This window comes from Streptomyces sp. NPDC053427, from assembly GCF_044544985.1.
In the GTDB taxonomy this organism is placed as follows: domain Bacteria; phylum Actinomycetota; class Actinomycetes; order Streptomycetales; family Streptomycetaceae; genus Streptomyces.
Genome location: NZ_JBITYA010000013.1, coordinates 206462 through 233422 on the forward strand (window position 1 = coordinate 206462; position 26961 = coordinate 233422).

The 26961-nt window shown below is 71.8% G+C and carries 21 protein-coding genes; 8 read left to right on the forward strand and 13 right to left on the reverse strand.

Going from position 1 to position 26961, the window contains the following annotated elements; genetic code table 11:
- Window positions 1–255: 255 nt before the first annotated feature.
- Complete coding sequence (locus ACIGWZ_RS32415) at window positions 256–1629, forward strand: hypothetical protein (RefSeq protein ID WP_400070298.1); 1374 nt, start codon at window positions 256–258, stop codon at window positions 1627–1629.
- Window positions 1630–1703: 74 nt separating this feature from the next.
- Here the strand turns inward: ACIGWZ_RS32415 and ACIGWZ_RS32420 are convergent, their stop codons facing one another.
- From ACIGWZ_RS32420 to ACIGWZ_RS32430, 3 genes are all read right to left on the reverse strand, one after another.
- Window positions 1704–2432, reverse strand: a complete 729-nt coding sequence (locus tag ACIGWZ_RS32420; protein WP_400070300.1) for a methyltransferase domain-containing protein — start codon at window positions 2430–2432, stop codon at window positions 1704–1706.
- A gap of 232 nt (window positions 2433–2664) precedes the next feature.
- Window positions 2665–3198 (reverse strand): hypothetical protein, encoded by a 534-nt coding sequence (locus ACIGWZ_RS32425; RefSeq protein WP_400070301.1) that lies wholly within the window; start codon window positions 3196–3198, stop codon window positions 2665–2667.
- Window positions 3195–4484 (reverse strand): molybdopterin-dependent oxidoreductase, encoded by a 1290-nt coding sequence (locus ACIGWZ_RS32430; RefSeq protein ID WP_400070472.1) that lies wholly within the window; start codon window positions 4482–4484, stop codon window positions 3195–3197. Before ACIGWZ_RS32430 ends, ACIGWZ_RS32425 begins: the two co-directional genes overlap by 4 nt.
- 392 nt (window positions 4485–4876) lie before the next feature.
- On the opposite strand from ACIGWZ_RS32430, the gene ACIGWZ_RS32435 reads away from it, so the two are divergent.
- Both ACIGWZ_RS32435 and ACIGWZ_RS32440 read left to right on the forward strand, forming a co-directional pair.
- Window positions 4877–5434 carry a TetR/AcrR family transcriptional regulator gene (locus ACIGWZ_RS32435; RefSeq protein ID WP_400070303.1) on the forward strand — a complete coding sequence of 186 codons (558 nt, stop codon included), beginning with the start codon at window positions 4877–4879 and terminating at the stop codon, window positions 5432–5434.
- 97 nt (window positions 5435–5531) lie between these two features.
- On the forward strand, window positions 5532–7229 hold the full coding sequence (locus tag ACIGWZ_RS32440; protein ID WP_400070305.1) for an alpha/beta fold hydrolase: 1698 nt from the start codon (window positions 5532–5534) through the stop codon (window positions 7227–7229).
- Window positions 7230–7310: 81 nt separating this feature from the next.
- Here ACIGWZ_RS32440 and ACIGWZ_RS32445 read toward each other — a convergent pair whose 3' ends face one another.
- Entirely contained in the window at window positions 7311–8093 is a 783-nt protein-coding gene (locus ACIGWZ_RS32445; RefSeq protein WP_400070307.1) for an alpha/beta fold hydrolase, read from the reverse strand.
- 353 nt (window positions 8094–8446) lie between these two features.
- Between ACIGWZ_RS32445 and ACIGWZ_RS32450 the strand changes: the two genes are divergently transcribed.
- Both ACIGWZ_RS32450 and helR read left to right on the forward strand, forming a co-directional pair.
- Window positions 8447–9682 carry a glycosyltransferase gene (locus tag ACIGWZ_RS32450; protein ID WP_400070309.1) on the forward strand — a complete coding sequence of 412 codons (1236 nt, stop codon included), beginning with the start codon at window positions 8447–8449 and terminating at the stop codon, window positions 9680–9682.
- 195 nt (window positions 9683–9877) lie between these two features.
- Window positions 9878–12067, forward strand: a complete 2190-nt coding sequence (gene helR, locus ACIGWZ_RS32455) for an RNA polymerase recycling motor ATPase HelR (RefSeq protein ID WP_400070474.1) — start codon at window positions 9878–9880, stop codon at window positions 12065–12067.
- Window positions 12068–12131: 64 nt separating this feature from the next.
- Here the strand turns inward: helR and ACIGWZ_RS32460 are convergent, their stop codons facing one another.
- The 7 genes from ACIGWZ_RS32460 to ACIGWZ_RS32490 form a co-directional block, all read right to left on the reverse strand.
- Window positions 12132–13265 (reverse strand): DUF418 domain-containing protein, encoded by a 1134-nt coding sequence (locus tag ACIGWZ_RS32460; RefSeq protein WP_400070476.1) that lies wholly within the window; start codon window positions 13263–13265, stop codon window positions 12132–12134.
- A gap of 236 nt (window positions 13266–13501) precedes the next feature.
- Window positions 13502–14281: an SDR family NAD(P)-dependent oxidoreductase gene (locus tag ACIGWZ_RS32465; protein ID WP_400070311.1), complete on the reverse strand. Its 780-nt coding sequence runs from the start codon at window positions 14279–14281 to the stop codon at window positions 13502–13504.
- A gap of 31 nt (window positions 14282–14312) precedes the next feature.
- Window positions 14313–15536: an FAD-dependent monooxygenase gene (locus ACIGWZ_RS32470; RefSeq protein WP_400070313.1), complete on the reverse strand. Its 1224-nt coding sequence runs from the start codon at window positions 15534–15536 to the stop codon at window positions 14313–14315.
- 34 nt (window positions 15537–15570) lie between these two features.
- Window positions 15571–18468, reverse strand: a complete 2898-nt coding sequence (locus tag ACIGWZ_RS32475; RefSeq protein ID WP_400070315.1) for a BTAD domain-containing putative transcriptional regulator — start codon at window positions 18466–18468, stop codon at window positions 15571–15573.
- A 54-nt stretch (window positions 18469–18522) separates the two neighbouring features.
- Entirely contained in the window at window positions 18523–19293 is a 771-nt protein-coding gene (locus ACIGWZ_RS32480; RefSeq protein WP_400070317.1) for an SDR family oxidoreductase, read from the reverse strand.
- A 172-nt stretch (window positions 19294–19465) separates the two neighbouring features.
- Window positions 19466–19828, reverse strand: a complete 363-nt coding sequence (locus ACIGWZ_RS32485; protein WP_400070319.1) for a hypothetical protein — start codon at window positions 19826–19828, stop codon at window positions 19466–19468.
- 269 nt (window positions 19829–20097) lie between these two features.
- Window positions 20098–20451, reverse strand: coding sequence for a MerR family transcriptional regulator (locus ACIGWZ_RS32490; protein WP_400070320.1), 354 nt, complete (start codon window positions 20449–20451; stop codon window positions 20098–20100).
- A gap of 40 nt (window positions 20452–20491) precedes the next feature.
- Here ACIGWZ_RS32490 and ACIGWZ_RS32495 point away from each other — a divergent pair, with 40 nt between their 5' ends.
- Entirely contained in the window at window positions 20492–21325 is an 834-nt protein-coding gene (locus ACIGWZ_RS32495; RefSeq protein WP_400070322.1) for an alpha/beta fold hydrolase, read from the forward strand.
- A gap of 142 nt (window positions 21326–21467) precedes the next feature.
- On the opposite strand, the gene ACIGWZ_RS32500 is transcribed toward ACIGWZ_RS32495, so the two are convergent.
- Together ACIGWZ_RS32500 and ACIGWZ_RS32505 are read right to left on the reverse strand one after the other, a co-directional pair.
- On the reverse strand, window positions 21468–22115 hold the full coding sequence (locus ACIGWZ_RS32500) for a response regulator (RefSeq protein WP_400070325.1): 648 nt from the start codon (window positions 22113–22115) through the stop codon (window positions 21468–21470).
- On the reverse strand, window positions 22112–23335 hold the full coding sequence (locus ACIGWZ_RS32505; RefSeq protein WP_400070327.1) for a sensor histidine kinase: 1224 nt from the start codon (window positions 23333–23335) through the stop codon (window positions 22112–22114). The genes ACIGWZ_RS32500 and ACIGWZ_RS32505 overlap by 4 nt, the downstream gene beginning before the upstream one ends.
- 154 nt (window positions 23336–23489) lie before the next feature.
- Here ACIGWZ_RS32505 and ACIGWZ_RS32510 point away from each other — a divergent pair, with 154 nt between their 5' ends.
- Window positions 23490–24233 carry an ABC transporter ATP-binding protein gene (locus tag ACIGWZ_RS32510; protein ID WP_400070328.1) on the forward strand — a complete coding sequence of 248 codons (744 nt, stop codon included), beginning with the start codon at window positions 23490–23492 and terminating at the stop codon, window positions 24231–24233.
- The gene (locus ACIGWZ_RS32515; RefSeq protein ID WP_400070330.1) at window positions 24233–26746 is read left to right on the forward strand and encodes an ABC transporter permease; all 2514 of its coding nucleotides are present in this window, start codon (window positions 24233–24235) and stop codon (window positions 26744–26746) included. The genes ACIGWZ_RS32510 and ACIGWZ_RS32515 overlap by 1 nt, the downstream gene beginning before the upstream one ends.
- Window positions 26747–26961 lie beyond the last annotated feature (215 nt).

A 26961-nucleotide genomic window follows, 5' to 3' on the forward strand; every position in this document is an offset into this window, starting at 1 on the left:
GCCGCGGCGAACGGCAGCGTAACCGCCCGGTGTGACAGTCCGACCCGGGCCGGTCCGGCGGCCCGTCATCCCCGCCGGTCTCCGTACGGGCCCGGCAGGACCCTCAAGGACACCGGCGGCATTCCCGCCTACGGGAACCGGCGCACCGCGTGGGACGGCCGGCTGCCGCCACGACCACGAGAACCCCGAGCACCGCTACGTGGTGTCGACCCATAGGTCGGCGAACGGCCCGTCGTCCTGACCTACGGTGGGCCGGTGACGGTCGGTGCGCGGAAGCGGGAGTGGCGCCGCGATCTGTGGGCGGTGGGGGCCGCGGTCGTGCTGTTCGTCCTGGCGGTGGTCATCGGGAGAGTCCTCAACAGGACCGTCTACGGTTCGGAGGGCATTCTGCGGCTGGGGTGGCCTCCGCTGTACGCGTGGTGGCTGCCGCATGTGGGGCCCGGGACGCCGGCGGCGCTTGCGGTCGCCGCGCTGGTGGCCGTCTACGGCCCGTTGGCCGCCCGGCGCCTGTCGTGGCGGGTGCTGGTGCCGGCCGTGTGGGGCGCGGCGATGGCCTGGACGTGGTCGCTGGCGCTCGTGGACGGCTGGGGGCGCGGGGTCGCCGAGCGGCTGACCACCAGCCTGGAGTACCTGCAGTCCGTGGACGCCGTACGCGATGTGCCCGCCTTTCTCCGGGACTTCACCCATCACATCCTGGTCGGCTCGCCGCACATCTGGCCGGCGCATGTGGCCGGTCATCCGCCGGGCGCGCTGCTGACATTCGTGGGCCTGGACCGTATCGGCTTGCGTGGCGGCGCTTGGGCGGCGGCCTGGTGCATCACCGTCGGGTCGTCCTTCGCCGCCGCGGTCGTGGTGACCGTCCGGGCGCTGTGCGGTGAGCAACTGGCCCGGCGGGCGGCCCCGTTCCTGGTGCCGGCTCCGGCGGCGGTGTGGATCGGCGTCAGTGCCGACGGCTACTTCGCCGGTGTCTCGGCCTGGGCGATCGCGCTGCTCGCGCTGGCGGCCACCCGCGGCACGCGGGTTCCGCGGCTCGCCGCTCTGGGCGCCGGCCTGCTGGTGGGACTCGCCTGGTACCTCTCCTACGGTCTGACCGTCCTCGTCGTGCTCGGCGCCTGCGTGCTGCTCCTCGCCCGGTCGGCCCGCCCGCTTCCGTACCTGGTTGTGGGGGTGCTGCCGTGGGTGGTGGCCTTCACCGCCGCAGGTTTCTGGTGGCTCGACGGCTATACGACCCTCGTCGAGCGCTACTACCAGGGGGCCGCGAAGGTACGCCCGTACGGCTATTTCGTCTGGGCCAATCTTGCCGCCCAGGTGCTGACGGTGGGCCTGGCCACGGTCGCGGGGCTGCGCCGCGCCGCCGGCCCGCTGCGGCCGGCCGTGCGGGGGATGCGGCGCGCGTCGCCGACCGGGCGTGGCGCGCTGTCCGTGCTGGTCGGCGCGGCGTTGTGCACGATGCTGCTCGCGAATGTGTCCGGCATGAGCAAGGCGGAGACCGAGCGGATCTGGCTGCCCTTCGCGGTCTGGCTGCTGCCTGCCTGCGCGCTGCTGCCCCGGCGGGCGCAGTGCTGGTGGCTGGCCGGGCAGGGCGCGCTCGCGCTGCTGGTCAACCATCTGCTGCTGACCGGCTGGTGACCTCTGTCGCCGAGCGGCCGGGCGCCGGACGGCCCGGGGACCGGACGGGGGCCGCGCCCGCGCGCACGACGCCTCTACCGCGGCCTCGCCGAGCCTTGTCCGCGCCCGCGTGCCGGACGAGCGCCGGAGCGCCGCCGCAGTTCGAGGAAGTGCCGGTCGCCGACCGCCCAGTGGTCGCCCGGATGCCAGCCGGTGGCCGCTGCCTTGCGGCGCAGCGCGGCAACGCCGACACGGGCCCAGGGGAAGGGCGGGCCGAGATGGCCGCGGCCGTCGTCGAACCGCACATGCAGATGTTCGTCGACGTCACGGGCGGCCGCTTCGACCAGCAGCAGGCTTGCGCCGGGCGCCACGAGGCCTCCGATTCGCTCCAGGAGGGCCGGCGGGTCACCGCCGATCCCGATGTTGCCGTCCATGAGCAGCGCGGTGTTCCAGAGCCCTTCGCCGGGAAGGCGTTCGAAGACGGACCGGCACAGCGCAGCTCCCCCGGTGTCGGCGGTCCGCGCGACCGCGGTGCGGCTGATGTCGATACCGAGCGCGACATGGCCGAGCGCGCCGAGCGCGGTGACCAGGCGCCCCGGTCCGCAGCCGATGTCGAGGACCGCCCCCTCGCAGCGCCGCAGGACGCTCATGTCGGCGGGGTCCGGCGCGGCGCACCAGCGGTCCACCTCCGAGGACAGGACTCCACCGTCCGTACGGCGCATGTGGAGGGGGCCATGACCGTCCTTCAGCGCGTGCGCATACGGGTCCTCATGCCCGGGGTCGGCGCCCGACGGCTGTCCCGGCGCGTGCTCTTCGGTGCTCACCGGGAGGGCGCCTTCGCAGGACGGCGCGACGCCGCCGCGGTGCGTTCACCGCGGGGGGTGGGGCGGGTTCCGGCCCGGCCGGGCACGGGTCTCCCCGCCGCCGGGACGATCGGTGTGGGCCGTTCAAGTGCACGGGGCATCGTGTCTCCGCTGTCACGTTCGGGGCACTCGGGTGCAGAAGCATTCGGGGAAGGCGTGCATTCCGTTCGGTTGTCGCAGGGAACCGGCCGCCTCACCTCTTCCGGCCGGCGGCCGGGGCCCTTCGGCGGCGCAACCGCCGGGTCCGTCCGGGACCCGTCCGAGGCGCGTGCGTACGCCACAGGGCGGCCATCAGGCAGAGCGCGGAGGCCGCGAAGAGGGCGGCGGTGATCAGCAGCCAGCGGCCCCAGAACACGTCGGCCGACAGGGCGGTGTACGACGGATAACCCGGGACCCGGTCCAGGATGAGCGGGTACCAGACCAGAAGCAGCAGCAGAGCCACGAAGGCGGGAACCCGAACGTAGTTGATCCGGCCTGCCGCCGGCAGAGACCGTTCCCCCGTCGTCCTGCGACGCCCGAGAATCCCTTGCACGGCACGGTCGGTGACGGTGTAGAGCGGCAGGAGGACCAGGTCGTGCAGGAGCGCGGCGCCGACGAACCAGACGACGACGCCGAGCGTGTCGCCCGTCAGCAACCGGACGCCCGCATAAGCGGCCAGAGCGAAGGAGCACAGCACGAGCAGGAGGTGGAGCGGGGATGCCCCGTAGCGCTCCCGCAGCCCTTTCATGACGCTTCTCCGACCGCTCCGAAGGTGAGTCGGGTGACCCATTTGGTGTTGTGCACGCCGGGGTTGGCCGGAACGATGATCCGGGCCGGATAGCCGTGGTCCTCGGACAGATCCGCGCCATTGACCCGCAGCGCGAGCAGCGAGCGGGAATTGCGCACCTGGTTGTCGCGCAGATGGGTCGAGCTGAAGGCGCCGCCGCGTTGCGCGGACTCCACGAACACGCCCGGCGGGCGCCGCGCCAGTCCGACCCGGGCCGCGAGTTCGGACAGCCGTACGCCGCTCCAGTGCTGGTCGTCGGTGGACCAGCCCTCCACGCAGGCGATGGGCAGCGCGGCCGTGTGCTGCGGCAGGGCCAGCACCTGTTCGCGGGTGAGGGTCAGCTCCCGGCCGCCCCCGCGTACGACGAGCCTCCAGTCGGGGCCGATGTCGCGGGCGCGGATGCCGACGGCGGCGGCGGTCTTGTTGATCTGGAAGCCGTTGGGTCCCTGGCCGGGCTCCCGTCCGTGCGGAGCGAGCAGCGCGGTCCTGCGCAGGGACCCGCCGATGCTCTGGCCTGCCGTCACGACGAGCAGTCCGAGCGAGCCGGCCCCGACCAGGCCGAGCGCACCGCGGCGCGACATGGTGGGCGGCGCCGGGTTCGGGGTCACCAGCCCGGTGTCGTCGGCGGGTTCGGTCCGGGTACGCGCGGCCGGGGTACGCAGCTCGGTGCGCCATCGGCGGCTGCGCAGGGCCCTGGACATGGTGCGGATGCGGAAGGCGATGTGCACGATGAAGGCGCCGATGAACACCCAGGCACCGTAGAAATGCAGGGTGTAGAAGGAGCCGGGGAAAATGTAGTGCAGCTGGATGTTCAGCACGCCGGTGACGAACTCGAACAGCGCCCCGCCCACGAGAAGCAGCAAGGAGAGCCGCTCCAGCGCCTGGCTCGGCGAACGCAGTGGCGGCCACGAGAACAGTTTCGGGATGACCGACCACAGCTTCGCCAGCAGGACCGGGATCAGCACCACGCCGAGCGTGACATGAACTCCCTGGGTCAGGCGGTAGAGCCAGGAAGGGCTGGTCGGCCAGGAGAAGAGGTAGAAGCCCAACCAGCCCTTGTTCGGCGTGTGGTCGTTGCCCGGCGCCAGATCGGGGTTGTAGGCGGCGTAGGACAGCAGCCCGGTCACGAACAGCACGGTGATGCCGACCAGCAGAACGAGCCCGAACACCGACGTGAGCCAGGGCCCGCGCAGCGGACTGCGCCAGAACGCGGGGCGTGCCGGGCCCGGCGGCGGGCCGCTCGGCAGTCCCGTTCGGCGCCTGCGGCCGCCCTCCGGGAGCGCCGACGCACCATGGGGCCCGGGTTTTCTGTCCGTGGATTCTTTCTTCGGGTCCCCTCCTCGCGGCGGCCCGGCAGCTTTCGCCGCGTCGGGCCGGGCGGCGGGGCGGTGGGGCTCGTTGCCGGTGTCGCTGGACTCCATCCCGGTCCCTTCGCAGTGTCCGCGGCGTTCGGTCCGCCGCAGCACAGCTACGGTATGCGCCAGTACGGGCATTTCCGGTCATCCGTTTCAAACGGTGCAATTTTTCCCACGGCGACGACCGTACGTCGCGCCGGTCCCGCCGCCACCGACGGCCTCCACGAAGTGAGTCGGGCTGGCGCCGAGTTGAAAGAATATGTAGATCGGTCTAGTTTGAAGCCATGGGACAGAAAGGCACCGAGACGCGTGACCGGCTGCTGGATGCGACGCAGGACCTGATCGAGACGGGGGGGTATTCCGGCGCCGGACTCAACCAGGTGATCGCGCTCAGCGGCGCACCCCGCGGCTCGCTCTACTTCCACTTCCCCGCCGGGAAGGACCAGCTGGTCGGCGAGTCCGTTCGGCGGGCCGGCCAGGCGATCGGCGACGCCTTCGCAGGCCTGGCCGCCTCCAGCCCGTCGGTGGCGGAGTTCGCCGAAGGGGTGCTGCGACATCTGGGCGACCGACTGGAGGAGTCGGGCTGGCGCCGAGGATGTCCGGTGGCCACCGTGGCGCTCGAAACGGCCGCCACCAGCGACCCGCTGCAGGAAGCCTGCTCGGGGGTCTACAGCGCATGGGAAGCGGCCCTCCGCGCGCGGCTGGACGGCCATCCGGACGCCGACGATCTCGCGGTCACGATCCTGGCCCTGGTGGAGGGGGCGCTCCTGCTGGCCAAGGCGCACCGCAGCAGGGAGCCGCTGCATCGCGTCGCCCGCCAGATCGCCGCACTGCTGCGCTGACCCGGCCCGCCGAAGATCGGCGGGCCCTTTTTCCGGGCAAAAAATATGTAGACCGATCCATTAAATCGGCCCATTGAATCGATCCTCAAGGAGTCTCATGGACGCGAGCGACGCGCTCGTCTTCGGCGCGACCGGATTCATCGGCCGGGCCCTCGTCGCCGAACTGCTCGGCAGGGGACAGAGGGTGGCGGCAGCCGTACGGAACGACGACGCCCTCACCCCCTGGCTGACCTCCCAGGGCGTCGATACCGGCGGGCTGACCGTCGTCGCCGCCGACATCACCCAACCGCTCTCCGGCCTGCCCGAGGTGCGCGACGTCTACAACACCGCCGCGCGCTTCGCCTTCGGCCTCGGGGTGGAGGAGGCGCGGGCGACCAACGTCACCGGGGCGCTCCATGTGCTCGAATGGGCCGCCTCGCTGCCCGCGCTGCGGCGGTTGGTGCACCTCAGCGGATACCGGGTGAGCGCCTCCGACGGCCGTCCCGACTACGGCGAGTTGGGGGCGTACGAGGCATCGAAGATCGAGGCCGATCTCGCGGTACGCGCCCGGGCCCGCGCACTGGACGTCCCGCTGACGATCGCCAATCCCAGCACCGTGATCGGGCCGGGGCAGTACATCGGCCTGGCTGCCCTAGTCGAAGGGCTGTGGAACGGGCGGCTCCGCGCGCTGCCCGGCGGCCCCGACACCTTCCTGCCGATCGTCACCCTCGACTACTTCGCGCGCTTTCTGGCGGAGATCCCGGCATCGCCCGCGGGCGAACACCACTGGGTGCTCGACGACACCACTCCCCTCCTCCCCGAGCTGATCCGCACGATCGCCGACCACACGGGCGTGCGGGCGCCCACCCGGACCCTTCCCGTCGGCCTGCTGCGGCGCCTGCCGCGCAAGGTGACCCGTGCCGACCCCGAGACGCTGTCGTTCCTGTCGGCCGACCGCTATCCGACGGCCTCCGCCCGTGCCGTCGCCGCGGCCGCAGGCCTGGAGATGCCCCCCGCCGCGGACGCCCTGCGTGCGTGGGCCGACGACCTGGTGGCCACCCGCTTCGGCGCCGCCTCGCCCTGGCTGCGCCCGTACGGCTTCCACACCGTGGCGGGCAGCCGTACCTGGGTGAACGGAGAACGATACCGCCCGGCTCACGTCCTGCTGCACGGGCTGCCGATGAACGCCGACCTCTGGGCGCCGCTCGCGGCCCGCCTCGCCGGCCCGGTCCTGGCGCCCGACCTGCCCGGCCTCGGCCGCTCGGCCGCCTCCGCCGCGCAGTTGGACACCTGGCTGGCCGAGCTGCTGAGCCCGGTACGGACCCGCCCCGCGCTGGTCGCGCACTCGCTGGCCTGCGGACCCGCGCTGCGGTTCGCCGTCGAGCATCCGGAGCGCATCAGCGGGCTCGTACTCGTCTCCCCGGCATTTCTGCAGGCCCCCGGCCCCCGGGCCACCCGCTCGGTCCTGGCCGTGCCGACATTGCGCCGCATGTCCGCCGCTCGGCTGGCCGGGCTGCTGGGCCTCCCGGAGGGGCCGGAGGTGGCGAGCGCCGCGGCGGACCTGCGCCGCCCCGGCGTGGCGCACCGGGTGATCACGGCTCTGCGCACGGCCTCCGCCGAGCGCGAGCAGTACCGGGCGCTGCTGGACCGGGTCGACGTCCCGGTGCAGATCGTCGTGGGCTCGGCCGACCCGCCGGCCGCGGCCGGCGACCACCAGGTGACCGAGATCGCCGGGGCCGGGCACTACCCACAGCTCACCCATCCGGCCGAGGTCGCCCACCACCTCGGCGCAGCCTCCGCCCCGCTCGGCGGATGACGCCGGGAAGGGGCTGCCCGACACCGACAGGCCGGCCCGCGGACCCGGTCGAGCCAGGAGGGAGGCGGCACCAAGTGCCGTTCAGAGAAAGCGAGTTCCCGGCCGAGGGATGAGGGGCAAGGCGGCGGCGGTCGCCGCGCCGGTGGTGCCGTCGGGTTCGGTGCCGCCTGCCGTGGCCGGATTGCCGGGGGCGTCGAGGAGGGCGATGACCAGGTCGGCGGTCAGGCGGTGCCAGAGGCGGGCGCCGTGGAGCATCGGGTGTCCGCCGCGGGGCATGGCGTAGCCGCCGACCCTGGCTCCCGCCTGCCGGGCGCGGTTGCCGAACGCCCAGGTGTCCTCGGCCGAGGTGACGCCGTCGCGCGGGTCGTGCAGCAGCGCGACGGTTCTGCCCCGCAGCTGGTCGACGCGCTCGTCCGGCGGGCACCACGGGGCGAGCGCGACGACCCCGCGGACCGCCGGGTGTCCGCCGACGCGCAGGGCCGCCCGGCCTCCCATCGAGTGGCCGACGAGGACGACCGGCACACCGGGTTCCCGGGCGGCCAGCTCATCGAGCGCCCGCGCGGCGTCCTGGGCGGCATCGGCCCGCGCGCCGTTCCACCCGCGGCAGCGGTAGCGCACGGTGGCCAGCAGCGGAGGCCGGCCGCGCAGCGCGCGCGTGACGGCGAAGCCGAAGGGATGCATGCGGAGGCCGGGCAGATTGAGGACGGACGGCGGTCCGAGCCCGTCGGCGCGCCCGCCGTGCAGGAGCAGCACCGCCGCCCGCGGGGCGTCCGGGGCGGCGAAGACCTCCAGCGGACGGTGCGCGTCGCGCCGGCCGACCTCGCCGCCGGGACCCGTCGGCCCTGCGGAACCCGTCCTCCTCACGGCTTCGCCCCCTCCTGTGGTGCCCGGCGCGGCGGCAGACGAGACAACGGAGACCGCGGCCGCCTGCGGAGTATCGCAGGCCGCCGCGAACGGTCCCCACCGGACGGGGAAGTCACCGCAGCGGGGAGGATGTCGGGACCAGCTCCACAGCTGCGGTCCATGGGACGGCGCACGCGGCGCGGTTTCGGGAGGAGGTTGTCCGTCCACGGCGGACGACAAAAACAAAGGCAAGGAGGTTACCCACTCCTTGCCACTCTCAACTTATAGCGCACCGGGGGGCTTGTGGCAAGGCCCCGGTCGTGGTGCAGAATCGCCGGCCGAGGCCAGAATCAAAGAAAAGCGGGAATTGCCACATGCGTGTGTTGTTGTCGACCTACGGGTCGCGTGGGGACATCGAACCGATGGTGGGTCTCGCGGTGCAATTGCGGGCACTCGGCGCGGAGGTGCGGGTGTGCGCGCCGCCGGACGAGGACTTCGCGCAGCGGCTGGCGGGTGTCGGCGTGCCGCTGGTGCCGGTCGGCCGGTCGGCGCGCGCGCTGACGAAGGCGGCTCCGCCGGCGTCGGATCTGCCCAGCCGCGCGGCCGAGTTGATCGCCGGCCAGTTCGACGCGCTCATCTCGGCGGCCGAGGGATGCGATGTGTTGGTGGCGACCGGGATGCTGCCGGCCGCGGCCGGCGCGCTGTCGGTGGCCGAGAAACTGGGCATGCGCTCGGTGTCCGTGACCTTTCAGCAGCTGACCCTTCCGTCGCCGCACCACCTGCCGTTGGCGTATCCGGGCCGGCCGTTCCCGCCGGAGGTGACCGACAACCGGGTGCTGTGGGAGCTGGACGCCCAGAGCATCAACGCGCTGTTCGGTGCGGCGCTCAACACCAACCGGGCCTCGATCGGCCTGCCGCCGGTGGACGACGTCCGCGACTACGTCATCGGCGACCGGCCGTGGCTGGCCACCGATCCGGTCCTGGACCCCTGGCAGCCGACGCCGGACTTCGACGTCGTGCAGACCGGCGCGTGGATCGTGCCCGACCACAACCCGCTCCCCGCCGATCTGCTGGCGTTCCTGGACGCCGGTACACCACCGGTCCACGTGGGCTTCGGCAGCATGCCCCTGCGCGCCTCGGCCGACATCGCCCAGGTGGCCATCGACGCGGTCCGCGCGCAGGGCCACCGCGTGGTCCTGGCCCGCGGCTGGGCGGACCTGGACCGTGTCGACGGCGGCGACGACTGCTTCGTCATCGGCGAGGTCAACCAGCAGGCGCTGTTTCCCCGGATGGCCGCCGTCGTCCACCACGGCGGCGCGGGCACCACGACAACGGCCACCCGGGCCGGCACACCGCAGGTCGTCGTGCCCCAGGCGACCGACCAGCCGTACTGGGCACGCCGGGTGGCCGACCTGGGCATCGGCGCGGCACACGACGGTCCGACACCGACCGTCGAGTCCCTGTCGGCCGCGCTCGAGACGGCCCTGACCCCCGAGACCGGCGGCCGGGCCGAGGCCGTGGCCGGCCGGATCCGTACCGACGGGGCGGAGATGGCGGCGAAGCTGCTGCTCGACGAGGTCCGCCGCGAGAGGCCGCCGATGCCCGCGTGAACCACGCGGGATCGTCGAGCAAGGACCCGGAACACAAGAACCCGCAAACCCTGGTGACCTGAACCGACACCGGCCACGAAGACGAAATCGACGTCGGACGGAGCATTGCCCGTCATGGCCACCAGGTTCGTCACGCCGTCCAGGCGCCGTGCTGCGCCCGCTGTGACGGGCGACCTCAGATCGGAACCGATGCATATGAACCCCCTGACCACCAGTGTGTTCGACCTTCCCGACCGCCTCTCCCCCAAGGCCGACCCGACGCTGATCGCCGGTGACGAGCAGCACTTCGCGGCCCTCGCGGAGAGCCTCGAGCAGGCGATCGCCGAACTGTCCGACCGCCTCGATGCCGAGCGCAGGGCGCCCGGCGGCATCGGCCGGCAGGCGATGGACCGGGACGCGGAGATCCACCGGCTGACCGCTCGCCTGCGCGCCCTGCGCCGCTTCGGTCTGGACCTGTGCCTCGGGCATGTCGTCGGCGCGGACGACCCCGAGCCCATGTACATAGGACGGCTCGGCCTCACCGACAGCACCGGTCGTCGGCTGCTGATCGACTGGCGCTCCCCCGCCGCCGAGCCGTTCTTCGCCGCGACCCACGCCAACCCGATGGGTCTGGCAAGCCGCCGCAGGTACCGCTGGACCGGCGGCCGGATCAGCGACTACTGGGACGAGGTGTTCACCGCCGACGGCCTCGAACGGCACGCCGCGCTCGACGACCAGTCCGCGTTCATCGCCAGCCTGGGCAGCAACCGGTCCGCCCGGATGCGCGACGTCCTCGGCACCATCCAGGCCGACCAGGACGCCATCATCCGCGCGGGTTCCCGCGGCGCCCTCGTCGTCGACGGCGGCCCGGGTACGGGGAAGACCGTCGTCGCCCTGCACCGCTCCGCCTACCTGCTCTACTCCGACCCCCGCCTCGGCCACCACCGTCGCGGCGGCGGTGTCCTGTTCGTCGGCCCGCACGAGCCCTACCTGGGCTACGTCGCCGACGTCCTGCCCAGCCTCGGAGAGGAGGGCGTGCAGACCTGCACCCTGCGGGACCTCGTCGCCGAGGGCGCCACGGCGGCGCTCGAGACCGACCCGGACGTGGCCCGCCTGAAGTCGTCTGCGGACATGGTGAAGGCGATCGAGAAGGCCGTCCGGTTCTACGAGGAGCCACCCACCGAGAGCATGACGGTCTCGACCCCCTGGTCCGACATCCGGCTGAGCGCCGCCGACTGGGCCGAGGCGTTCCGAGCACCGGACCCCGGTACTCCGCACAACGAGGCGCGCGAGCAGATCTGGGAGGAACTGGCCACGATCCTGATGGACAAGCAGGGCATGGACGAGGAGGAGGACGGCATCTCGCCCGACCTGTTCCTGCGGTCGCTGCGGCAGGACCGGGAGCTCGTCACGACCCTCCACCGTGCATGGCCGCTGCTCGAAGCCGACGACCTCGTCTCCGACCTGTGGACGGTCCCCGCCTACCTGCGGATGTGCGCCCCCTGGCTCGACCGCGACGACGTGATGAAGCTGCAGCGCAAGGACGCCCCCCAGGCCTGGACGGTGTCCGACCTGCCGCTCCTGGACGCGGCACGGCAGCGCCTCGGCGACCCGGAGGCGGACCGGCGCAAGCGGCAGCACAAGGCCGCTGTCGCCGCCGAGCGCGAGCGCATGTCCCACGTCATCGACGACATCCTCTCGGCCGCCGACTTCTCCTCGGCCGGCGACGACAGCGAAGGCGCGGTGAGGATGCTGCGCGGCAAGGACCTCCAGGACAGCCTGATCGACGAGAGCGCCCTGCCCACCGCCGACCCGGACCGGCTCGCGGGACCGTTCGCGCATGTCGTCGTCGACGAGGCCCAGGAACTGACCGACGCGGAGTGGCAGATGCTGCTGCTGCGCTGCCCGTCCCGCAGCTTCACGATCGTCGGTGACCGCGCCCAGGCGAGGCACGGCTTCACCGAATCATGGGAGGAACGCCTGGAACGGGCCGGGCTCGACCGGATCACGATGGCCTCCCTGAGCATCAACTACCGCACTCCGGAAGAGGTCATGGCGGAAGCCGAGCCGGTCATCCGGACCGAGCTGCCCGACGCCAACGTACCGACGTCCATCCGCAGCAGCGGCATCCCTGTCGTCCACGGATCGGTTGCGGACCTGAACTCGACCCTCGACACCTGGCTCGCCGCCCACGACGACGGGATCGCCTGCGTCATCGGCGACCCCACGTTCCGGGCGACGCCCCGCGTCCGCTCGCTGACCCCGGAACTGTCAAAGGGGCTCGAGTTCGACCTGGTCGTCCTCGTCGACCCGGAGGCGTTCGGCAACGGCATCGAAGGAGCGGTCGACCGCTATGTCGCGATGACCCGGGCGACCCGGCAACTCGTCGTCCTCACGAGCTCCTGACGTCGGCCAAGGGCGTTCTCGCCCACGCCCGGCCCTTGCCTGGGCCGGGCGTGGGCCGCCCGCATCAGCGCCGTAGCAGTCGCTTCTGCACCGATTCCAGTGGCCCGTGTTCAAAGCGCCGCAGCCACAGGCTCGCCCCCACCACCAGCGCCAGGCAGATCGCCGCCCACAGGCCCATCACCCACCACGGGCCGCTGTCCGCCCAACGGGACGCCAGGCCCAGGCCGATGCCGTAGCAGGCCAGCATGGCGAGGACGTTCTGCAGGACATAGCAGGACAGGGCGGTACGGCCCACGGAGGTCAGGGCGGAGGTCAGTGGACCCGGGTGACGGACGCGGTCCATCGCCGTGCCGATCAGGCCGAGGTAGCCGATCGCCAGGACCGGCGCCGCCGCGTACCGGTCCAGGAAGAAGAAGTCCGAGCCGCCCAGCACGGCAAGGGCGTTGAGGGGCAGGCCGATCCCCAATCCCCACCCGGCGAGCCGGCGCCGGATGCGCCGCCCCGCCGCGTCGCCCTGGAAGGCCCCGGCCCTGAAGAGCCGTACGCCGAGCAGGAACAGGAACACCAGCAGCGCGAAGGACAGCACCGGTTCCATGCGCAGCACCGCGGCATGCGACAGCCGGAAGGCGATCTGCTCCACGTAACCCCCCTCGGCGTACAGGGCCACGGCATCGGCGTCGGCGCCGCCGTTCGTCCCGCCGCCCGGGGCGAGCAGCAGGGCAGCCGTGATCAGGCTCATCACCATCAGGTGGAGTGCGCCCATGGCGATCCATGTGACGCGCTGGGCCCGCGCGGAACGCGTGAGCAGCCAGGCCACCAGCATCGCGACCACCGCGTACCCCATCAGCACGTCCCAGGCGAAGACGAGTACGAAGTGCACAGTCCCCTCCGCGAAGAGGAAGAGCGCCCGCCACTTGTACCGTCCCGGCCACGGATTCCCGCGCTGGGCCGCCGACCGGAACTGGATGGCCAGCCCGACGCCGAAGAGAATCGTCAGCATCGACAGGAACTTGCCGTTCGCCAGGGACCGGAAGACCGTCTCCGCCACCCCGGCCAGGGATGACGGGTCGGCTCCCGCCGAGGATCCGGCGTTCCCGCCGAGGAGTCCCCATTCGGCGCCCGGCCCGGCGAAGATCCAGACGTTGCTCATCAACGTCCCGAGAATCGCCACCCCGCGCAGCACGTCCAGCAACGGCATGCGCGCCCGTGCCCCACCGCCCGCGCCCCCGATGGCCCCCTCCGCCACCACGGCTGTCTGTGTCCCCACTGCCTCGGCCACCCCAACTCCCGTCCACGATGTTCGCTTTCCACCATGGTCGAGGCCCTTTGTGCCGGGTTCCTCCTCCGCAGCGACGAACGCCCACTACATCGTTGGACGCAGTGGGACGTGCATCAGGAGACCGTGAGACGGAGACGGGCGAGACGCGCTGGGGCTCAGTGAACGGACAACCCACCGTCGACGAAGAGCGCTTGCCCGGTGACGTAGCCGGATGCGCGGCCGGCCAGGAACACCGCCGCTCCGGCGAAGTCCTCGGCCAGGCCGTTGCGCTTGACCATCGTGCGCGCGGCCAGCTCCGCCACCTTCTCCGGGTCCGACGACAACCGCGTATTGAGCGGGGTCATGACGAAGCCGGGCACCAGGGTGTTGCAGGTGACGCCGTGCGGCGACCAGGCCTCGGCCTGAGAGCGGGCCAGCGACTCCAGCGCCCCCTTGGAGACCCCGTAGGCGCCGCTCTGGACGAACGCCCGGTGCGCCTGCTGGGAGGTGATGTGGATGATCCGCCCGAAGCCGCGCTCGGCCATGCCGGGCCCGAACCGCTGGCCCAACAGGTAGGGCGCCTCCAGGTTCACCGCCATCGTGGCGTCCCACACCTCCTCGCCCAGCTCACCCATCGGCGGCCGCAGGTTGATCCCGGCGCTGTTGACGAGAATGTCGGGCTCGCCGAACACCTCGGCTGCCTGCTCCGCCGCCGCGCGCACCCCGTCGCGGGTGCTCAGGTCGGCGCTCACCCAGGCCGCCCGGCAGCCGTCCGCCGCCAGCTCGTCGACCGTGGCGGCCAGTTCCGACTCCTTGCGCGCCACGATCACCACGCTCGCCCCCGCTCGCGCAAGAGCTCCGGCGATGGCCCGGCCGATGCCGGAACTGCCGCCCGTCACGACGGCGACCCGGCCGTCCAGCGAGAACAGTTCGGAGAGGTAGGGGTGTGGGTTCATGTCCGCACCCTAGACGGGGCGTTCACGCGTCCTACCGGGAGGGGTTGGCGCTTTCCGGCTGGTGCCGGACCAGGTCCTGGTAGTCCCGCAGCGTGATGTTCTCGGCGGTCTTGCGGGCGATCTTGGCGGCCATGTTCTTGCCCGGCAGGTAGGGCATGACCTTGTAGTAGCGGTTGAGGAGCGTGGCCATCAGGCGGCTTCCGGGGACCATCAGCTTCGCGACGCCGTCGCCCATCTTCTGGCAGCCCTCGGCGTACTCCCGCAGCTCGTCCTCGTAGCGGGCGAACGCGACCCGGTGGTCGCCGTGCGCGGCGGCCAGCTCTCCGGCCAGGATGTACGCGCCGACCAGGGCGAGTCCCGTGCCCATGCCCGACAGGGAGGACGGGCAGTAGGCGGCGTCGCCGACCAGGGCCACCCGGCCGCGGGACCAGGAGTCCATGCGGACCTGGCCGACGGAATCGAAGTAGAAGTCGGGCGCGTATCGCATGTCCTGGAGCAGCCGGTCGCACTCCCAGCCGGTTCCGGCGAACTGCTCGGCCAGGATCGCCTGCTGTCGTGCCACATCCCGCCGGTCGAGGTCCAGGAGCGGGGAGGCGAAGTAGAAGACGGCCTTGGCCTCGGAGTTGTGGCGGGCGCTGTACATCGCGGCGAGCTTGCCCGCGGTGCGGTAGGCGTGCCCGGTGTGGTCGAGTCCGAGGTGGTTGGCCGTGGTGAAGATCGCGCAGTGGACGCCGAGGTGCTTCACGAACTGCTCCTCCGGCCCGAACGTCAGGCGGCGGGTGGCGGAGTGCAGCCCGTCGGCGCCGATCACCAGGTCGAATCTGCGTGGCGCGCTGCGTTCGAAGGTGACGGTCACGCCCTCGGCGTCCTCGGTGAGCGAGGTGATGGAGTCTCCGAAGAGGTACTCCGTGTGCTTCTCGGTCGCGTCGTAGAGGATCCGGGCCAGGTCGCCCCGGAGGATCTCGAGGTCTCCGGCGAACAGATCGGCGGGCAGCTCGGCCTGCGGCTTGCCCGCGCTGTTGACGTACGACAGGGAGCCCATGCCCGTCCGGGCGCTTTCGATGTCGCCCAGGAGGCCCATGCGTCGCAGGACCGACAGGTGGGCCTCGCCCCGGAAGTCGACGGCGTAGCCGCCGTCGCGGAGCGCCGGGGCGCGCTCCACGATCGTCGGGTGGAAGCCGTACTGGTGGAGCCAGTGGGCGAGCGCGGGGCCGGCGACGGAGGAACCGGAGATCAGTACGTTGGTGTTCTTCATGTGGTGAGCTTCTACGGGGGCGCTCACCGCGTGCTCACGGCGTGCTCACCGCCCCCGCCACGCTCTCGATGACGCCCTCGGGCAGGCCCAGCAGGCGGAGTACGTCCAGGATGTCGGCCCCCATGTCGGCCACCGACCGGGCGGCCTCCCGGTAACGCGTCCGGGCCGCGGCACGGTCGCCGCGCGCGTCGGCGATGCGGCCGAGTCCGGCAAGGGTACGTACCCGGGTGCCGACGCTCTTGACCCAGTGCGGGTCGACGCGTTCCAGGGCCTCCCCGTACAACCGCTCCGCCTCGGCCAGGTCCCCGTCGAGCAGGGCCATGTCACCGAGCCCGCGCAGGGCGGCCGCCAGGCAGGTGGGGCTGCCGGCGCGGCGGGCGAGGCCGGCGGCCTTGTCGTAGTCGTCGCGGGCCGCCGCCGCTTCCTCGCCGATGCGGTGATCGCCCCGGTTGACCAGCAGATCGACGCTGTCCTCCAGGGCGCCGAGCTGCTCGGTGAGCGTGAGGGCCTCGTCGGTCAGCGCGATGGCCTGCGCGCGGTCGCCGCGTCCGCCCGCCAGGCCGGCGAGCGCGTCCAGGGCCAGCGCGGTGCCCCAGCGGTCGCCGAGCGCGCGGAAGCCCTCGACGGCCGCGGCGAAGTCACGTTCGGCCCGTGCGGTGTCCCCCTCGCCGAGGGGGCCGAAGCCCGAGACGTACCGGGCGGCTGCCCGCGCCCACGGCTCGGCGCAGTCGCGCTGGGACGAGACGAGGGCGAAGGCGCTCTGCGGGTCGGTCTCGGTCGCGCTGCGCATCATCCACAGGAAGAGGCCGACGGGGTAGCGGCCGGGCCGTCCGCCCGACCATGCGGCGGCCAGGACCTTCTCGGCGGTCGCACGGTGGCGCTGCCACACCGGCCGGCCGGCGACGCCGGACGCCGCCAGCAGCACGCACGCCACGTACTCCTCGCCGAGGCCGGCCGGCGGTGCGTCGCCCACCGCGTCGAGGAGCGCGATCGCCTGGGGCGCGACCGAGGCGGACACGCCCCGGATCCACAGGTAGTTCGAGGCCGAGGCCAGCAGCTTCAGGCCCGTCTCCACGTCCGGCGCCTCGACCGCCCAGCGCAGGGCCGCCAGGAAGTTGCCGTGCTCGGCCGTCAGGACGGGCAGCCACTCCAGCTGCTCGGCCCGCCGCAGATGAGGGTCGGCGGTCCGCACCAGATCCAGGAACCGCTGGGCATGGGCGCGCTGCACCGACTCGCGTTCGCCGGCCGCGTCGAGCCGTTCGCCGCCGTACGCGCCGATCGTCTCCAGCATCCGGTAGCGGCCGTCCGCCACCTCCAGGAGCGACTTGTCGACCAGCGACTCCAGCGTCTCGCCGTCGGTTCCGCACACCCGCCGCGCGGACTCGGCCGTCGCGCCGCCGGCGAAGACCGTGAACCGGCGCCCGGCCTGCTGCTCGGAATCGGAGAGCAGGTCCCAGCTCCACGCGACCACCGCGCGCAGGGTCCGGTGCCGCTCGTCGGCCGTGCGGCTGCCGCGGGCCGCGACCCCGAGCCGGTCGTCCAGCCGTCCCGCGAGGTCGTCGATGTCGAGCGTGCGGATGCGCGCCGCCGCGAGTTCGATGGCCAGCGGCAGGTTGTCGAGGGCCGCGCAGATCCGGTGCACGACCTGGGAGTCGGCGGCGAAACCGCGTCGCACGGCGCCGGCCCGGTCGGTGAAGAGCCGTTCGGCCGCGTCGCCGTCGAGCGGCTTGACCTGCCAGAGGTGTTCTCCGGTGATACCGAGGGGCTCGCGGCTCGTCGCCAGGACCCGCAGCCGTGGGCAGACCGCCAGGAGCCGCGCTGCCAGCGCCGCGACCTCGTCGACGAGGTGCTCGCAGTTGTCCAGGACCAGCAGGAGCATCCGGTCCGACAGCGCCGCGATCAGGCGATCGACCGGCGGCTGGCGGCGCTCCCCCATGCCGAGCCCGTTCTCGCGCAGGCCGAACGCACGCAGCAGCGTCTGCGGCAGTCCGGCGCCGTCGCGCAGCGGAGCCAGCTCCACGAAGCAGACGTCGTCGGCCGCGACACCCGCGACCTCGACGGACAGCCGGGTCTTGCCGACGCCGCCGGGGCCGATCAGTGTGACCAGCCGGGCCACCCGCAGCAGACCGGCGACCTCGGTCACCTCGTCGGCGCGGCCGACGAACGCGGTCAGCTGGGCGGGCGGCGCGGCGGGCGCGGGCGACGGATCGGCGTTCAGCAACTCCCGGTGCAGCGCCATGAGTTCGGCGGAGGGATCCGCGCCCAGCTCGTCGGCCAGGTGCCGCCTGGTCTCCTCGAACACCACAAGCGCCGCGGCCTGGCCGCCCTCGGCGAACAGCGCCCGCATCAGCAGGCCCGCCAGCCGTTCCCGGAGCGGATGGCGGCCGACCAGCTCGCGCAACTCCGGTACGACGGCGTGCGGTTCGCCGATCCGGCACTCCGCCTCGATCCGGTCCTCGAGGGCCCCGAGCCGATACTCCTCCAGCCGTACGGCGGCGGGTCGGGCCGTCTCGCTCTCGGCGACGCCGGCCAGCGCCGGCCCGCGCCACAGTTCCAGCGCCTCGCGCAGCAGGGTGACCGCGCCCGCCGCGTCGCCGGCGTGCAAAGCGGCCCGCCCTTCCTGGGCCAGGCGCTCGAACCGGCAGGCGTCCACGTCGTCCTGCGGAACCACGACCCGGTAGCCCGCCCCGGCCGCTTCGAGCACGGCCCCGGAGCCGAGGGCCTTGCGCAGCCTGGACACCTGGGACTGCAGGGCGTGCGCCGATACCGCCCCGTCCGGGTCGACGGCGTCGGCGAGCCGGTCCGCCGATACGACCTCTCCGGGGCGTATCAGCAACAGGGCCAGCAGCGCGCGGCGGGCCGGTCCGCCCAACGGAACCTCGGTCCCGTCGTGGTGCCACGCCCGGGTCTCACCGAGGATTCCGAACAGCATGCCGGTGATTATCCACCGGAGCCGATCACGCGTGGGCCATCGGGCCCCGGTAGATCACGCGTGAGCCAGCGGGCCCAGGTAGAGCCCGCCCGAGACGTCCACGGTCTGGCCGGTCACCCACCGGCCCTGCGGGCCCGCCAGGAAGCCCACGACGTCGGCGACGTCCTCGGGCTCGCCGATCCGCCCGAGCGCGGTGATCGCTTCGAGACCGGCGACCACCTCGGGGATGGAGGTGTAGCCGGCGGTCATGTCGGTCCGCACCGCACCGGGTGCGACCGTGTTCACCGTGATGCCCCGGCTGCCGAGCTCATTGGCCAGCGACGGGGACATCGACTCCAGCGCCGCCTTGCTGATGACGTAGCCGATCTGCGTGGAGACGGCGAACCGGCTGGCCGTCGAGCCCATGTTGATGATGCGGCCGCCGTCGTTGAGCAGCGCCAGCGCGCGCTGGACCACGAAGAACGGCGTGCTGACGTTGATGGTGAACAGCCTGTCGAACTCCTCCGGTGTCACCTGCCCGATCGAATTGCCCGAGTAGATGCCCGCGTTGTTGACCAGGATGTCCAGCCCGCGCCCCGCCAGCCCTGCGGTCAGGCCCTCGAACAGTCGGTCCACGGCCCCGTCCTCGCCGAACCGGGCCTGGACGGCGAACGCCCGGCCGCCCGCCTCCTCGATCATCGCCACGGTCTCCTTGGCCGCGGCGTCGTTGCCGCCGTAGTGGACGGCGACCAGCGCGCCCTCGGCCGCGAGCCGCAGGGCGACCGCCCGGCCGATGCCACGCGATCCGCCCGTCACCAGTGCCGTCTTGCCGGTCAGCGTGTCCATTTCCTGCTCCTCGTTCTCGGTGGCCGGTCCTCGGCGGATCCGGCGATGGAGCAACAGTGGCGGCGACGGCTCACCCCGCGCTCACCGTCCGCTCACCGGCTGCCGGGGCGGTCCTGACCGGGGCCGTACCGGCGCTTCCTGGGGCGCGGTCCGGACGGTTCAGGGCGGGTTTTCAGGACGGGCTCAGGACGGATTCCCCTTTCTGGGCAGGCCGGTGAGCTGTGTGGCGCCGAACCAGCTGTGTGGCGCCGAACCACAGGAGGACGGCGAGCGCGGCCAAGGAGATGACGGCGCAGGCCACGACGGTCGTGTTGACCCATGCCGGAACCATGTCGTAGCCCGCATTGCACTTGTTGTGCAGGGGGAAGAGCCTTCCGATCTCCTCGACATGGGAGGTCCGGTAGGCGTGGTCGTAGCTCTCGTGATGGACGAACAGGCATGCTTTGCGGACGTCGAGACCGCCGCTGAAGAGTCCCCGGATCCAGGACGCGAGCCCGGCGAAGAGCGAGACGGAGCACAGGCGCGTCCACCACATCGGGCGCCGCCAGGGTCGGCCCGTCCTCGGCTGCCGACCTCCGCCGTCGCTTCCACGCCATGGTGCGCACCGCGCCCGCCACCTACCGCGGCTCAGTTGGCCGCCACGGGGATGCCGGTCCGCCTGCGCAAGCCCCGAAGTCCCGGTGCCGTCCGGCGGCGCGGGACGGCCGTGAGGCAGCGGCTGCCCGGGGCGTGGCAGGACGATGATCGTCGACCGGTCCGGAGATCCGTCGGCAGCCGGTGCCAGGGGCTCCGGGCCCGGGTGGCTCAAAGGGGTGCGGCAGTGATGACGGAGTCGAGCATCGTGCGGGAGGCCCGCAGTTCTTCGATGGTGCGAGTGATCCGCTCCCTTTCCTGCTTCAACCGGCCGAGCAGGTCCGGGCAGGCGGGCATGAGGCGGTCGTCGTCCTCGCGGAGGCACGGCAGCACCTGGGCGATCACCGCGGTGGGGAGTCCCGCCGCCAGCAGGCAGCGGATACGGCGCACCGTGTCCACATCCGGCTCGCGGTAGACCCGGTAGCCGCTCGGCAGCCGTTGCGGAGCCAGCAGTCCTTGCTGTTCGTAGTAGCGCAGCAGCCGTTCATGGACTCCCGTGCGCCGGACCATTTCCTTCATGTGCACGTGGTCCACCTCCCTGCACCGCGACTTGACTCTGACACTGATGTCAGAGTTTAGCGTCGTCGGCATGAACACCGAGCACGCACTTCTTCCCTCCCGCCTCGACGTCGTCATCAAGGGCAGCGGCCCCGCCCTGCTGCTCGCCCACGGTGCCGGCGGCGGCGTCCATGGCAACTTCGGCCACGCCCTCGACGATCTCGCCCGCGACCACACCCTCATCGGCCCGCACTACCCGGGGGCGGGCGGCTCTGCCGTGGCCACCGAGCCGTTGGAGCTGGACGAACTCGCCGACCAGCTGGTCGCCTCCGCCCTGGCTGCGGGGCAGGAGTCGTTCGCCGTGCTCGGTGAGTCGTTGGGCAGCGCCGTGGCCGTCCGGATCGCCGCCCGGCACCCCGAGCGGGTCACGGCACTCGTTCTCACCGCCGGGTTCCCCGTCGCGGACCCCGTCCTGGGGCTGGTCGCCCAGCTCGTCAAGGCCCTGGCCGGTGCGGGCCAGTGGAGCGAACTGGCCCGGCTCGCCTGCCTGTCGTGCCTGTCGCCGACGGATCTGGCGAGCATCGCCCCGGCCGACCTCGAGGCCATGGTGGCCCAGACCCGGACCGGGATGCCGCCCGGAACGGTGGACCACTTCGACCTGGTGTCCCGGGTGGATGTCCGGGCGGACCTCGGGAACCTGTCCGCGCCCACGCTGGTGGTGGCGCCCACCGGCGACCGGATGGTGCTGCCCGAGAGCTCGTACCGTCTGGCGGCGGGCATCCCGGGCGCCAAGCTGATCGAACTGCCCGGCGCGGCCCACGTCCTGAACGAGGCGGACCGCACGACGTGGCTCCGGCACGTCCGCGCGTTCCTCGGCACTCTTCCCACGGCGTCGGCGTGACGCTCCGCCTGGCATGGACCGGGCCGGCCCGTCACGTCTTCGGCACGACGGCGGGCCGCCCCGGCCGTGTTCGCCATCATCGCGTTCGGGCGGGCTACGGGTCCGCAGGCGGTCCGGCGGCTTGCTGACGGCATGCCGGCGGCTACTTCAGGCCCGCGTCGCGGACCAGCAGTGCCATCTGCACCCGGTTGGACAGATCCAGTTTGGCGAGCGCGCGGCTTACATGAGCCTTCACCGTGCCCTCGCTCATGGCCAGTTCGCGCCCGATCTCGGCGTTCGACAGACCTCTCGCCACGGCCCGGACCACCTCGCCCTCCCGGCCGGTCAGTTCCGCCAGTCGCCGGCGCGCCTCGACGGCGCCCTCCGACTCCAGTCCCGCGAAGGTGTCGATCAGCCGTTTGGTGACCCTTGGTGTCAGCATGGCGCTGCCCTCGGCGACCGTACGGACGGCGGCGGCCAGATCGCGCGGGGAGGTGTCCTTGAGGAGGAAGCCGGCCGCGCCGTGGCGCAGGGCGGTGTGCACATAGTCATCGAGATCGAAGGTGGTCAGCATGATCACCTTGGGGCCGTCGAACGAGCGCCGTAACTCCTTGAGGGCGGTCAGCCCGTCCATGCCTGCCATCCGCACATCCATCAGAACGACGTCGGGGCGGTGTTTGGCCACCGCGTTGATCGCCTCGCTGCCATCGCTCGCCTCGGCGACCACGTCAATCCCCTCGGCCGGTTCCAGGATCATGCGTAAACCGGCCCGGACCAGAGCTTCGTCGTCGACCAACAGGACTCGGATCATGCGCGTTCCTCCTGGGCGTACAGGGAGAGGGGAAAACGGGCCGATACGGTGAATCCGCCGCCCTGGCAGACCTTGGCGACGAATTCGCCGTCGAGCAGTTCGACCCGCTCGCGCAGACCGACGAGTCCAGTGCCGCTGCCCGGCAGCGACTCGACAGGGCCTTGCGGGGCCGTGTTGGAGACGTTTATTTCCAGGTTCGCGTCGAGGTAGCGCACGGCTACGTCGGTGTGGGCCGTACCGGCATGCTTGTGGACGTTGGTGAGAGCCTCCTGCACGACGCGGTATGCGGCGTGTTCCAGCAGCGTCGGCAGCCGTTGCGGCGTCCCTTCGTCGTGCCGTTCCACGGAGATTCCCGCGGCTCGCGACTGCTCGAGCAGCCGGTCGAGGTCCACCAGCGTCGGCTGCGGTCCGAGGCTGGGCCCGCCCTCGTCGCTCGCAGTCTTGAGGACGCCGATGACGTCCCTGAGCTGCGCGAGCGCTTCCCCGCCTGTGGTCCGGATGAGCTCCGCCGCGGCAGCCGTCTCCGCATCCTTTGCGTTGACCTCCAGCGCGCCCGCGTGCAGCACCATGAGCGACACTCGGTGCGCGACGACGTCGTGCATATCGCGGGCGATACGGGCCCGTTCCTGGGTACGTGCCTGCTCGGCGCGGGCGGTGTGCTCCCGCTCGAGCTGCGCGGCGCGCTCCTCCAGCCCCTCGATCACCTCCCGGCGGGCCCTGCCCCACAGGCCCAGTACTGCGGGGAACCACACGAAGAGCACAGCACCGCCGAGCGAAGGGAGCATGTCCTCCCCGGACAGCCCCGGCATCCCGACGGCCACACCCACGGTCGTCGGCAGGACGGTGATCGTGCTTGCGCCCACCAGGTACCAGGCCGGATACAGCGGTCTGGGCAGGCTGCGGGCCGCGACGTAGGACCCGACGCCCAGTGGCACCCAGACCGACAGCAGAATCCAGGCCACCAGTCCGATGACGATCAGCGGCCACCGCATGCGCGGCAGGAGCAGCACAGCGGTGGCGGAACCCACCGCCAGCACCACCGACAGGACGAGTCCCAGCACGGGTGTGACGCCCAACTCCGCCTGCACGGAGGGAATCGGGCGGCCAACGGGCGGTATGAAGGCACCCACGGCAACCATTGCCGCCAGCGTCTTCAGCCCCCAGCGATCCCAGAGGCGTCGCGGGAGCTGACGGAGCGCTTTTTCGATGCTTTCTGCCACGTGTCGAGCCTAGTTCGTCGTGCCCGACCCGGCTTCTGTCGTCCGTCTGTCCTCGGCCCCCACGAAAGGTTCAGAGCGGCCTCAACTTAAGTAGGGGATGTTCATGCCTTTTTGGTGAGGCCCCGGCATGGTCCGCGCTCACAGAATTCCTTCCATGACAGAGACAACAGCAGCCGTCCGAGCCACCGGTCTCACCAAACGCTATGGAACGGGCGACTCCCGAGTGGTCGCGCTCGCCGGAGTCGATGTGGAGTTCCGGCGCGGTGAGTTCACCGCGATCATGGGACCGTCCGGCTCCGGCAAATCGACGTTGATGCACTGCGTCGCGGGCCTGGACCTGCCTGACGAGGGCACGGTGTGGATCGGGAACACCGAGCTGACCGGTCTGCGCGATGACGCGCTCACTCATCTACGCCGTGACCGCGTGGGATTCGTCTTCCAGGCGTTCAACCTGCTCCCTACGCTCACCGCTTTCGAAAACATCACGTTGCCCTTCGACCTGGCCGGCCGCAAGCTCGACCAGGAGACGTTGGACAAGGTCATCGCAGCGCTGAACCTGGAGAACCGGCTGCATCACCGGCCCAGTCAGCTCTCCGGCGGCCAGCAGCAGCGCGTGGCCTGCGCCCGTGCGCTGGTGACCCGGCCCGAGGTGGTGTTCGCCGACGAGCCGACCGGCGCGCTGGACTCCTCCGCCTCCGCGGAGCTGCTCGGGTTCCTGCGCCGCAGTGTCGACACTCTCGGTCAGACCGTGGTGATGGTGACCCATGAGCCGAGTGCCGCCGCATACGCGGACCGGGTGCTCTTCCTCAAGGACGGCCACCTCGTGGACGAGATCCCCGCACCGACCGCCGACAGTGTGTTGGAACGTATGAAGTCCTTCGAGAAGGCCGTTGTCTGATGCTGAAAGCGATGCTGCGCGACCTTCTCGCGCACAAGGGCCGGGTGGTGATGACGCTTGTCGCCATCGCTCTCGGCGTGACCGCGACGGTCGGGAGCTGGGTGGTCAGCGACTCCATAGCGACGACCCTCGCGGGCCAGGAGACCCGCAAGGACGTGGGTGTGTCGGTCCAAAGTCCCGGGAAGGAACCGCTGCTCACCTCCGCGGACCGGGACCGGCTGGCCAGGACGCCCGGCGTCGCGCGCGCCGACGGTGTGGTCGTCGGCCGCGCCGGGCTGGTCGGACGGGGCGGCAAGTTGGTCAGGACCGCCACGGCTCTGGACCGGGCCGGCACGAACTGGAGCAACGACAAGCGCTTCACCGTGGAGGCGGGCAAACCGCCCGCAGGCCCGGGAGAAGTCGCGCTCAACGAAGCCGATGCCGACTCCGCCGGCATCAAGGTGGGCGACACCGCTCATGTGCTGCTGTCCGGTGGGCATTCGGTGAGCGCCAAGGTGACCGCACTGTTCACGTACCACCGTCTGGGCCCCAAGGCCACGACGGACTCCAACGAGGCGTCCGACACGGTGCCGGTGCTGGCCTACGACACCGCGACCGCGGAAGATCTGCTCGGCTCGCGCTTTCACCGCATCGAGCTGACCGCCGCGTCCGGCGCGAGCACCGAGACGATCAAGGCCGCCGTGCGGAAGGTCGTCCCCGACGGCTACCACGTCGAGACCGGCGGCGCCCTGGCCGACGCCGCCGTTCAGCAGTCGGACTCCGAGGCGCAGGAACTCCGGATGACGATGCTGCCCTTCGCGGCGGTCGCCCTACTGGTCGGCATGTTCGTCATCGCCAACACCTTCACCATGCTGGTGAGCCAGCGGACCCGGCAGTTCGCGCTGCTGAGGGCCGTCGGTGCCCGCAAGGGCCGGGTTCGGACCGGCATCGTCGCCGAGGCCGCTGTGCTCGGGCTGGCCGGCGGCACCGTCGGCACGATCGCGGGCGTGGCTCTGGGCCCCTCGATGATTTCGGTGATGCGTCCGGGGGACGACGTCGACTTCACCGTCAGCCCGGTGGCCATCCTGCTCGGATACGGGGTTGCCCTGCTGGTGACCGTACTGGCCGCCTACAACTCCGCGCGGCGGGCTGCGGCCGTGCCGCCGGTCGCGGCACTGCGCACCGACGCGGTCCTGCCACGGGAGACGAAGCGGACCCGCAGCTTCATCGGTCTCGGCGGCATGGTCGTCGCCATCGCGATGGTCGCCGTGACGGCGGACCCCAGTGCGTCCAACCTCGCGCGCATCATCGGGCTGGTGGGAGCGGTCCTCGGCGTCATCGGCATGATCATGCTCGCGCCCTTCTTCGCCGAGGCACTTCTCCGGCCGCTCACGCGCCTTCTCGGGGCACGGTCGCGGCCGGCGGTCCGGCTCGGGCTGCGTAACGCTGCGGGCGACCCGCGGCGCACCTCCGGTACCGCGACCGCCATCGCCGTCGGTCTGGCGCTGGTCTGTGCGTTCGCCACGCTCAGCGCTTCGTTCTCCGCGCTGATCGCCTCGACGACACGGGCGAATGTGCCGACCACGACCACGGTCCTGCAGTCCGCGGCCGGCGGTGAGTCCTCGCTGACCCCGGCCGAGGCCGACAAGCTCAAGAAGCTGCAGGGGGTCTCCCAGGTTGCCGGGAGCCGCGATGTGCTGGTCGGGCTGACCTACAAGGGCGGCAGGACCGAGCGCCGGATCTCCGCGATAGAACCTGCCGCCCTGAAGGGCGTACTCACCCCGAACATCACGGCAGGCAGCCCCGACCTGAAGCGCGGCGTGGTCGTCTCGCAAAACCAGGCCGACATGATGGACCTGGGCATGAACGACAAGATCACACTGCATCTGGACGCCGAGCACTCGGTCACCCAGACCGTGGTCGGGATCTATGACGCCACCGAACTCCAGGCCAGCATCTTCCTGGACGTCGCCAAGGCACCCAGGTCGCTACAGAAGCAGATCACCACGCTGTACGCCTCGGGGCCCGACCCGGACGCGGCGCGGGACAGCATCCGGGCCGCCTTCCGCGACCGCCCGGACGTGTCCATCGGCGACCGTGAGACCTTGGTCGAGCAGGGCGTCGGCCAGCAGTCGCTGGCTTTCACGCTGATGTACGCGATGTTCGGCGTCGCGATCCTGATCGCTGTGTTCGGTGTCGTCAACACACTGGTGCTCTCCGTGATGGAGCGCACCCGGGAAATCGGAGTGCTCCGAGCAGTGGGTGCCACCCGCCTCCTGGTCCGCAGGACCATAAGGGTGGAGAGCATCGTGATCTCGCTCTTCGGCGCCCTGCTCGGTGTGGTGGTGGGAGTCCCCGCGGGCGCCGTCATGCAACACGCCATGTTCGGGCAGCGGTTGTGGGACTTCTCGCTCCCCGCCGGGGTCATCGGCCTTTCGCTGGCCGGCATCACGCTCTCCGCGGTGCTGGCCGCGATGTGGCCGGCCCGCAGGGCGGCCCGTACGAACATGCTGACCGCCATAGCCACCGAGTAGCACTCGTCGGGAACCCGTGCACCGCAACGGTCGGGCCGGATGGTGGCGCGGTACGGACCACGGCTCCCCGCTGGTGAGCCGTGGCCCGCGACCCCCGTTCGAGCTGGGAAGGATCGGGATCCGACGGTAGCTCGGACCGCGGGGAGCGAGGCATTGCAGGGCGCGGAAGGGGCGTCCTGCGGCGGGCCTCGTACGGTCGAGGCCGCTGACGATCG

What these genes read in the sequence shown, in the direction of transcription:
- ACIGWZ_RS32470 (WP_400070313.1), bottom strand. Translation starts at nt 15,536, where the DNA reads ATGAAGAACACCAACGTACTGATCTCCGGTTCCTCCGTCGCCGGCCCC.
- ACIGWZ_RS32450 (WP_400070309.1), top strand. Translation starts at nt 8,447, where the DNA reads ATGCGTGTGTTGTTGTCGACCTACGGGTCGCGTGGGGACATCGAACCG.
- ACIGWZ_RS32500 (WP_400070325.1), bottom strand. Translation starts at nt 22,115, where the DNA reads ATGATCCGAGTCCTGTTGGTCGACGACGAAGCTCTGGTCCGGGCCGGT.
- ACIGWZ_RS32480 (WP_400070317.1), bottom strand. Translation starts at nt 19,293, where the DNA reads ATGGACACGCTGACCGGCAAGACGGCACTGGTGACGGGCGGATCGCGT.
- ACIGWZ_RS32510 (WP_400070328.1), top strand. Translation starts at nt 23,490, where the DNA reads ATGACAGAGACAACAGCAGCCGTCCGAGCCACCGGTCTCACCAAACGC.
- ACIGWZ_RS32460 (WP_400070476.1), bottom strand. Translation starts at nt 13,265, where the DNA reads ATGCCGTTGCTGGACGTGCTGCGCGGGGTGGCGATTCTCGGGACGTTG.
- ACIGWZ_RS32440 (WP_400070305.1), top strand. Translation starts at nt 5,532, where the DNA reads ATGGACGCGAGCGACGCGCTCGTCTTCGGCGCGACCGGATTCATCGGC.
- ACIGWZ_RS32515 (WP_400070330.1), top strand. Translation starts at nt 24,233, where the DNA reads ATGCTGAAAGCGATGCTGCGCGACCTTCTCGCGCACAAGGGCCGGGTG.
- ACIGWZ_RS32425 (WP_400070301.1), bottom strand. Translation starts at nt 3,198, where the DNA reads ATGAAAGGGCTGCGGGAGCGCTACGGGGCATCCCCGCTCCACCTCCTG.
- helR (WP_400070474.1), top strand. Translation starts at nt 9,878, where the DNA reads ATGAACCCCCTGACCACCAGTGTGTTCGACCTTCCCGACCGCCTCTCC.
- ACIGWZ_RS32475 (WP_400070315.1), bottom strand. Translation starts at nt 18,468, where the DNA reads ATGCTGTTCGGAATCCTCGGTGAGACCCGGGCGTGGCACCACGACGGG.
- ACIGWZ_RS32465 (WP_400070311.1), bottom strand. Translation starts at nt 14,281, where the DNA reads ATGAACCCACACCCCTACCTCTCCGAACTGTTCTCGCTGGACGGCCGG.
- ACIGWZ_RS32485 (WP_400070319.1), bottom strand. Translation starts at nt 19,828, where the DNA reads ATGTGGTGGACGCGCCTGTGCTCCGTCTCGCTCTTCGCCGGGCTCGCG.
- ACIGWZ_RS32435 (WP_400070303.1), top strand. Translation starts at nt 4,877, where the DNA reads ATGGGACAGAAAGGCACCGAGACGCGTGACCGGCTGCTGGATGCGACG.
- ACIGWZ_RS32495 (WP_400070322.1), top strand. Translation starts at nt 20,492, where the DNA reads ATGTCAGAGTTTAGCGTCGTCGGCATGAACACCGAGCACGCACTTCTT.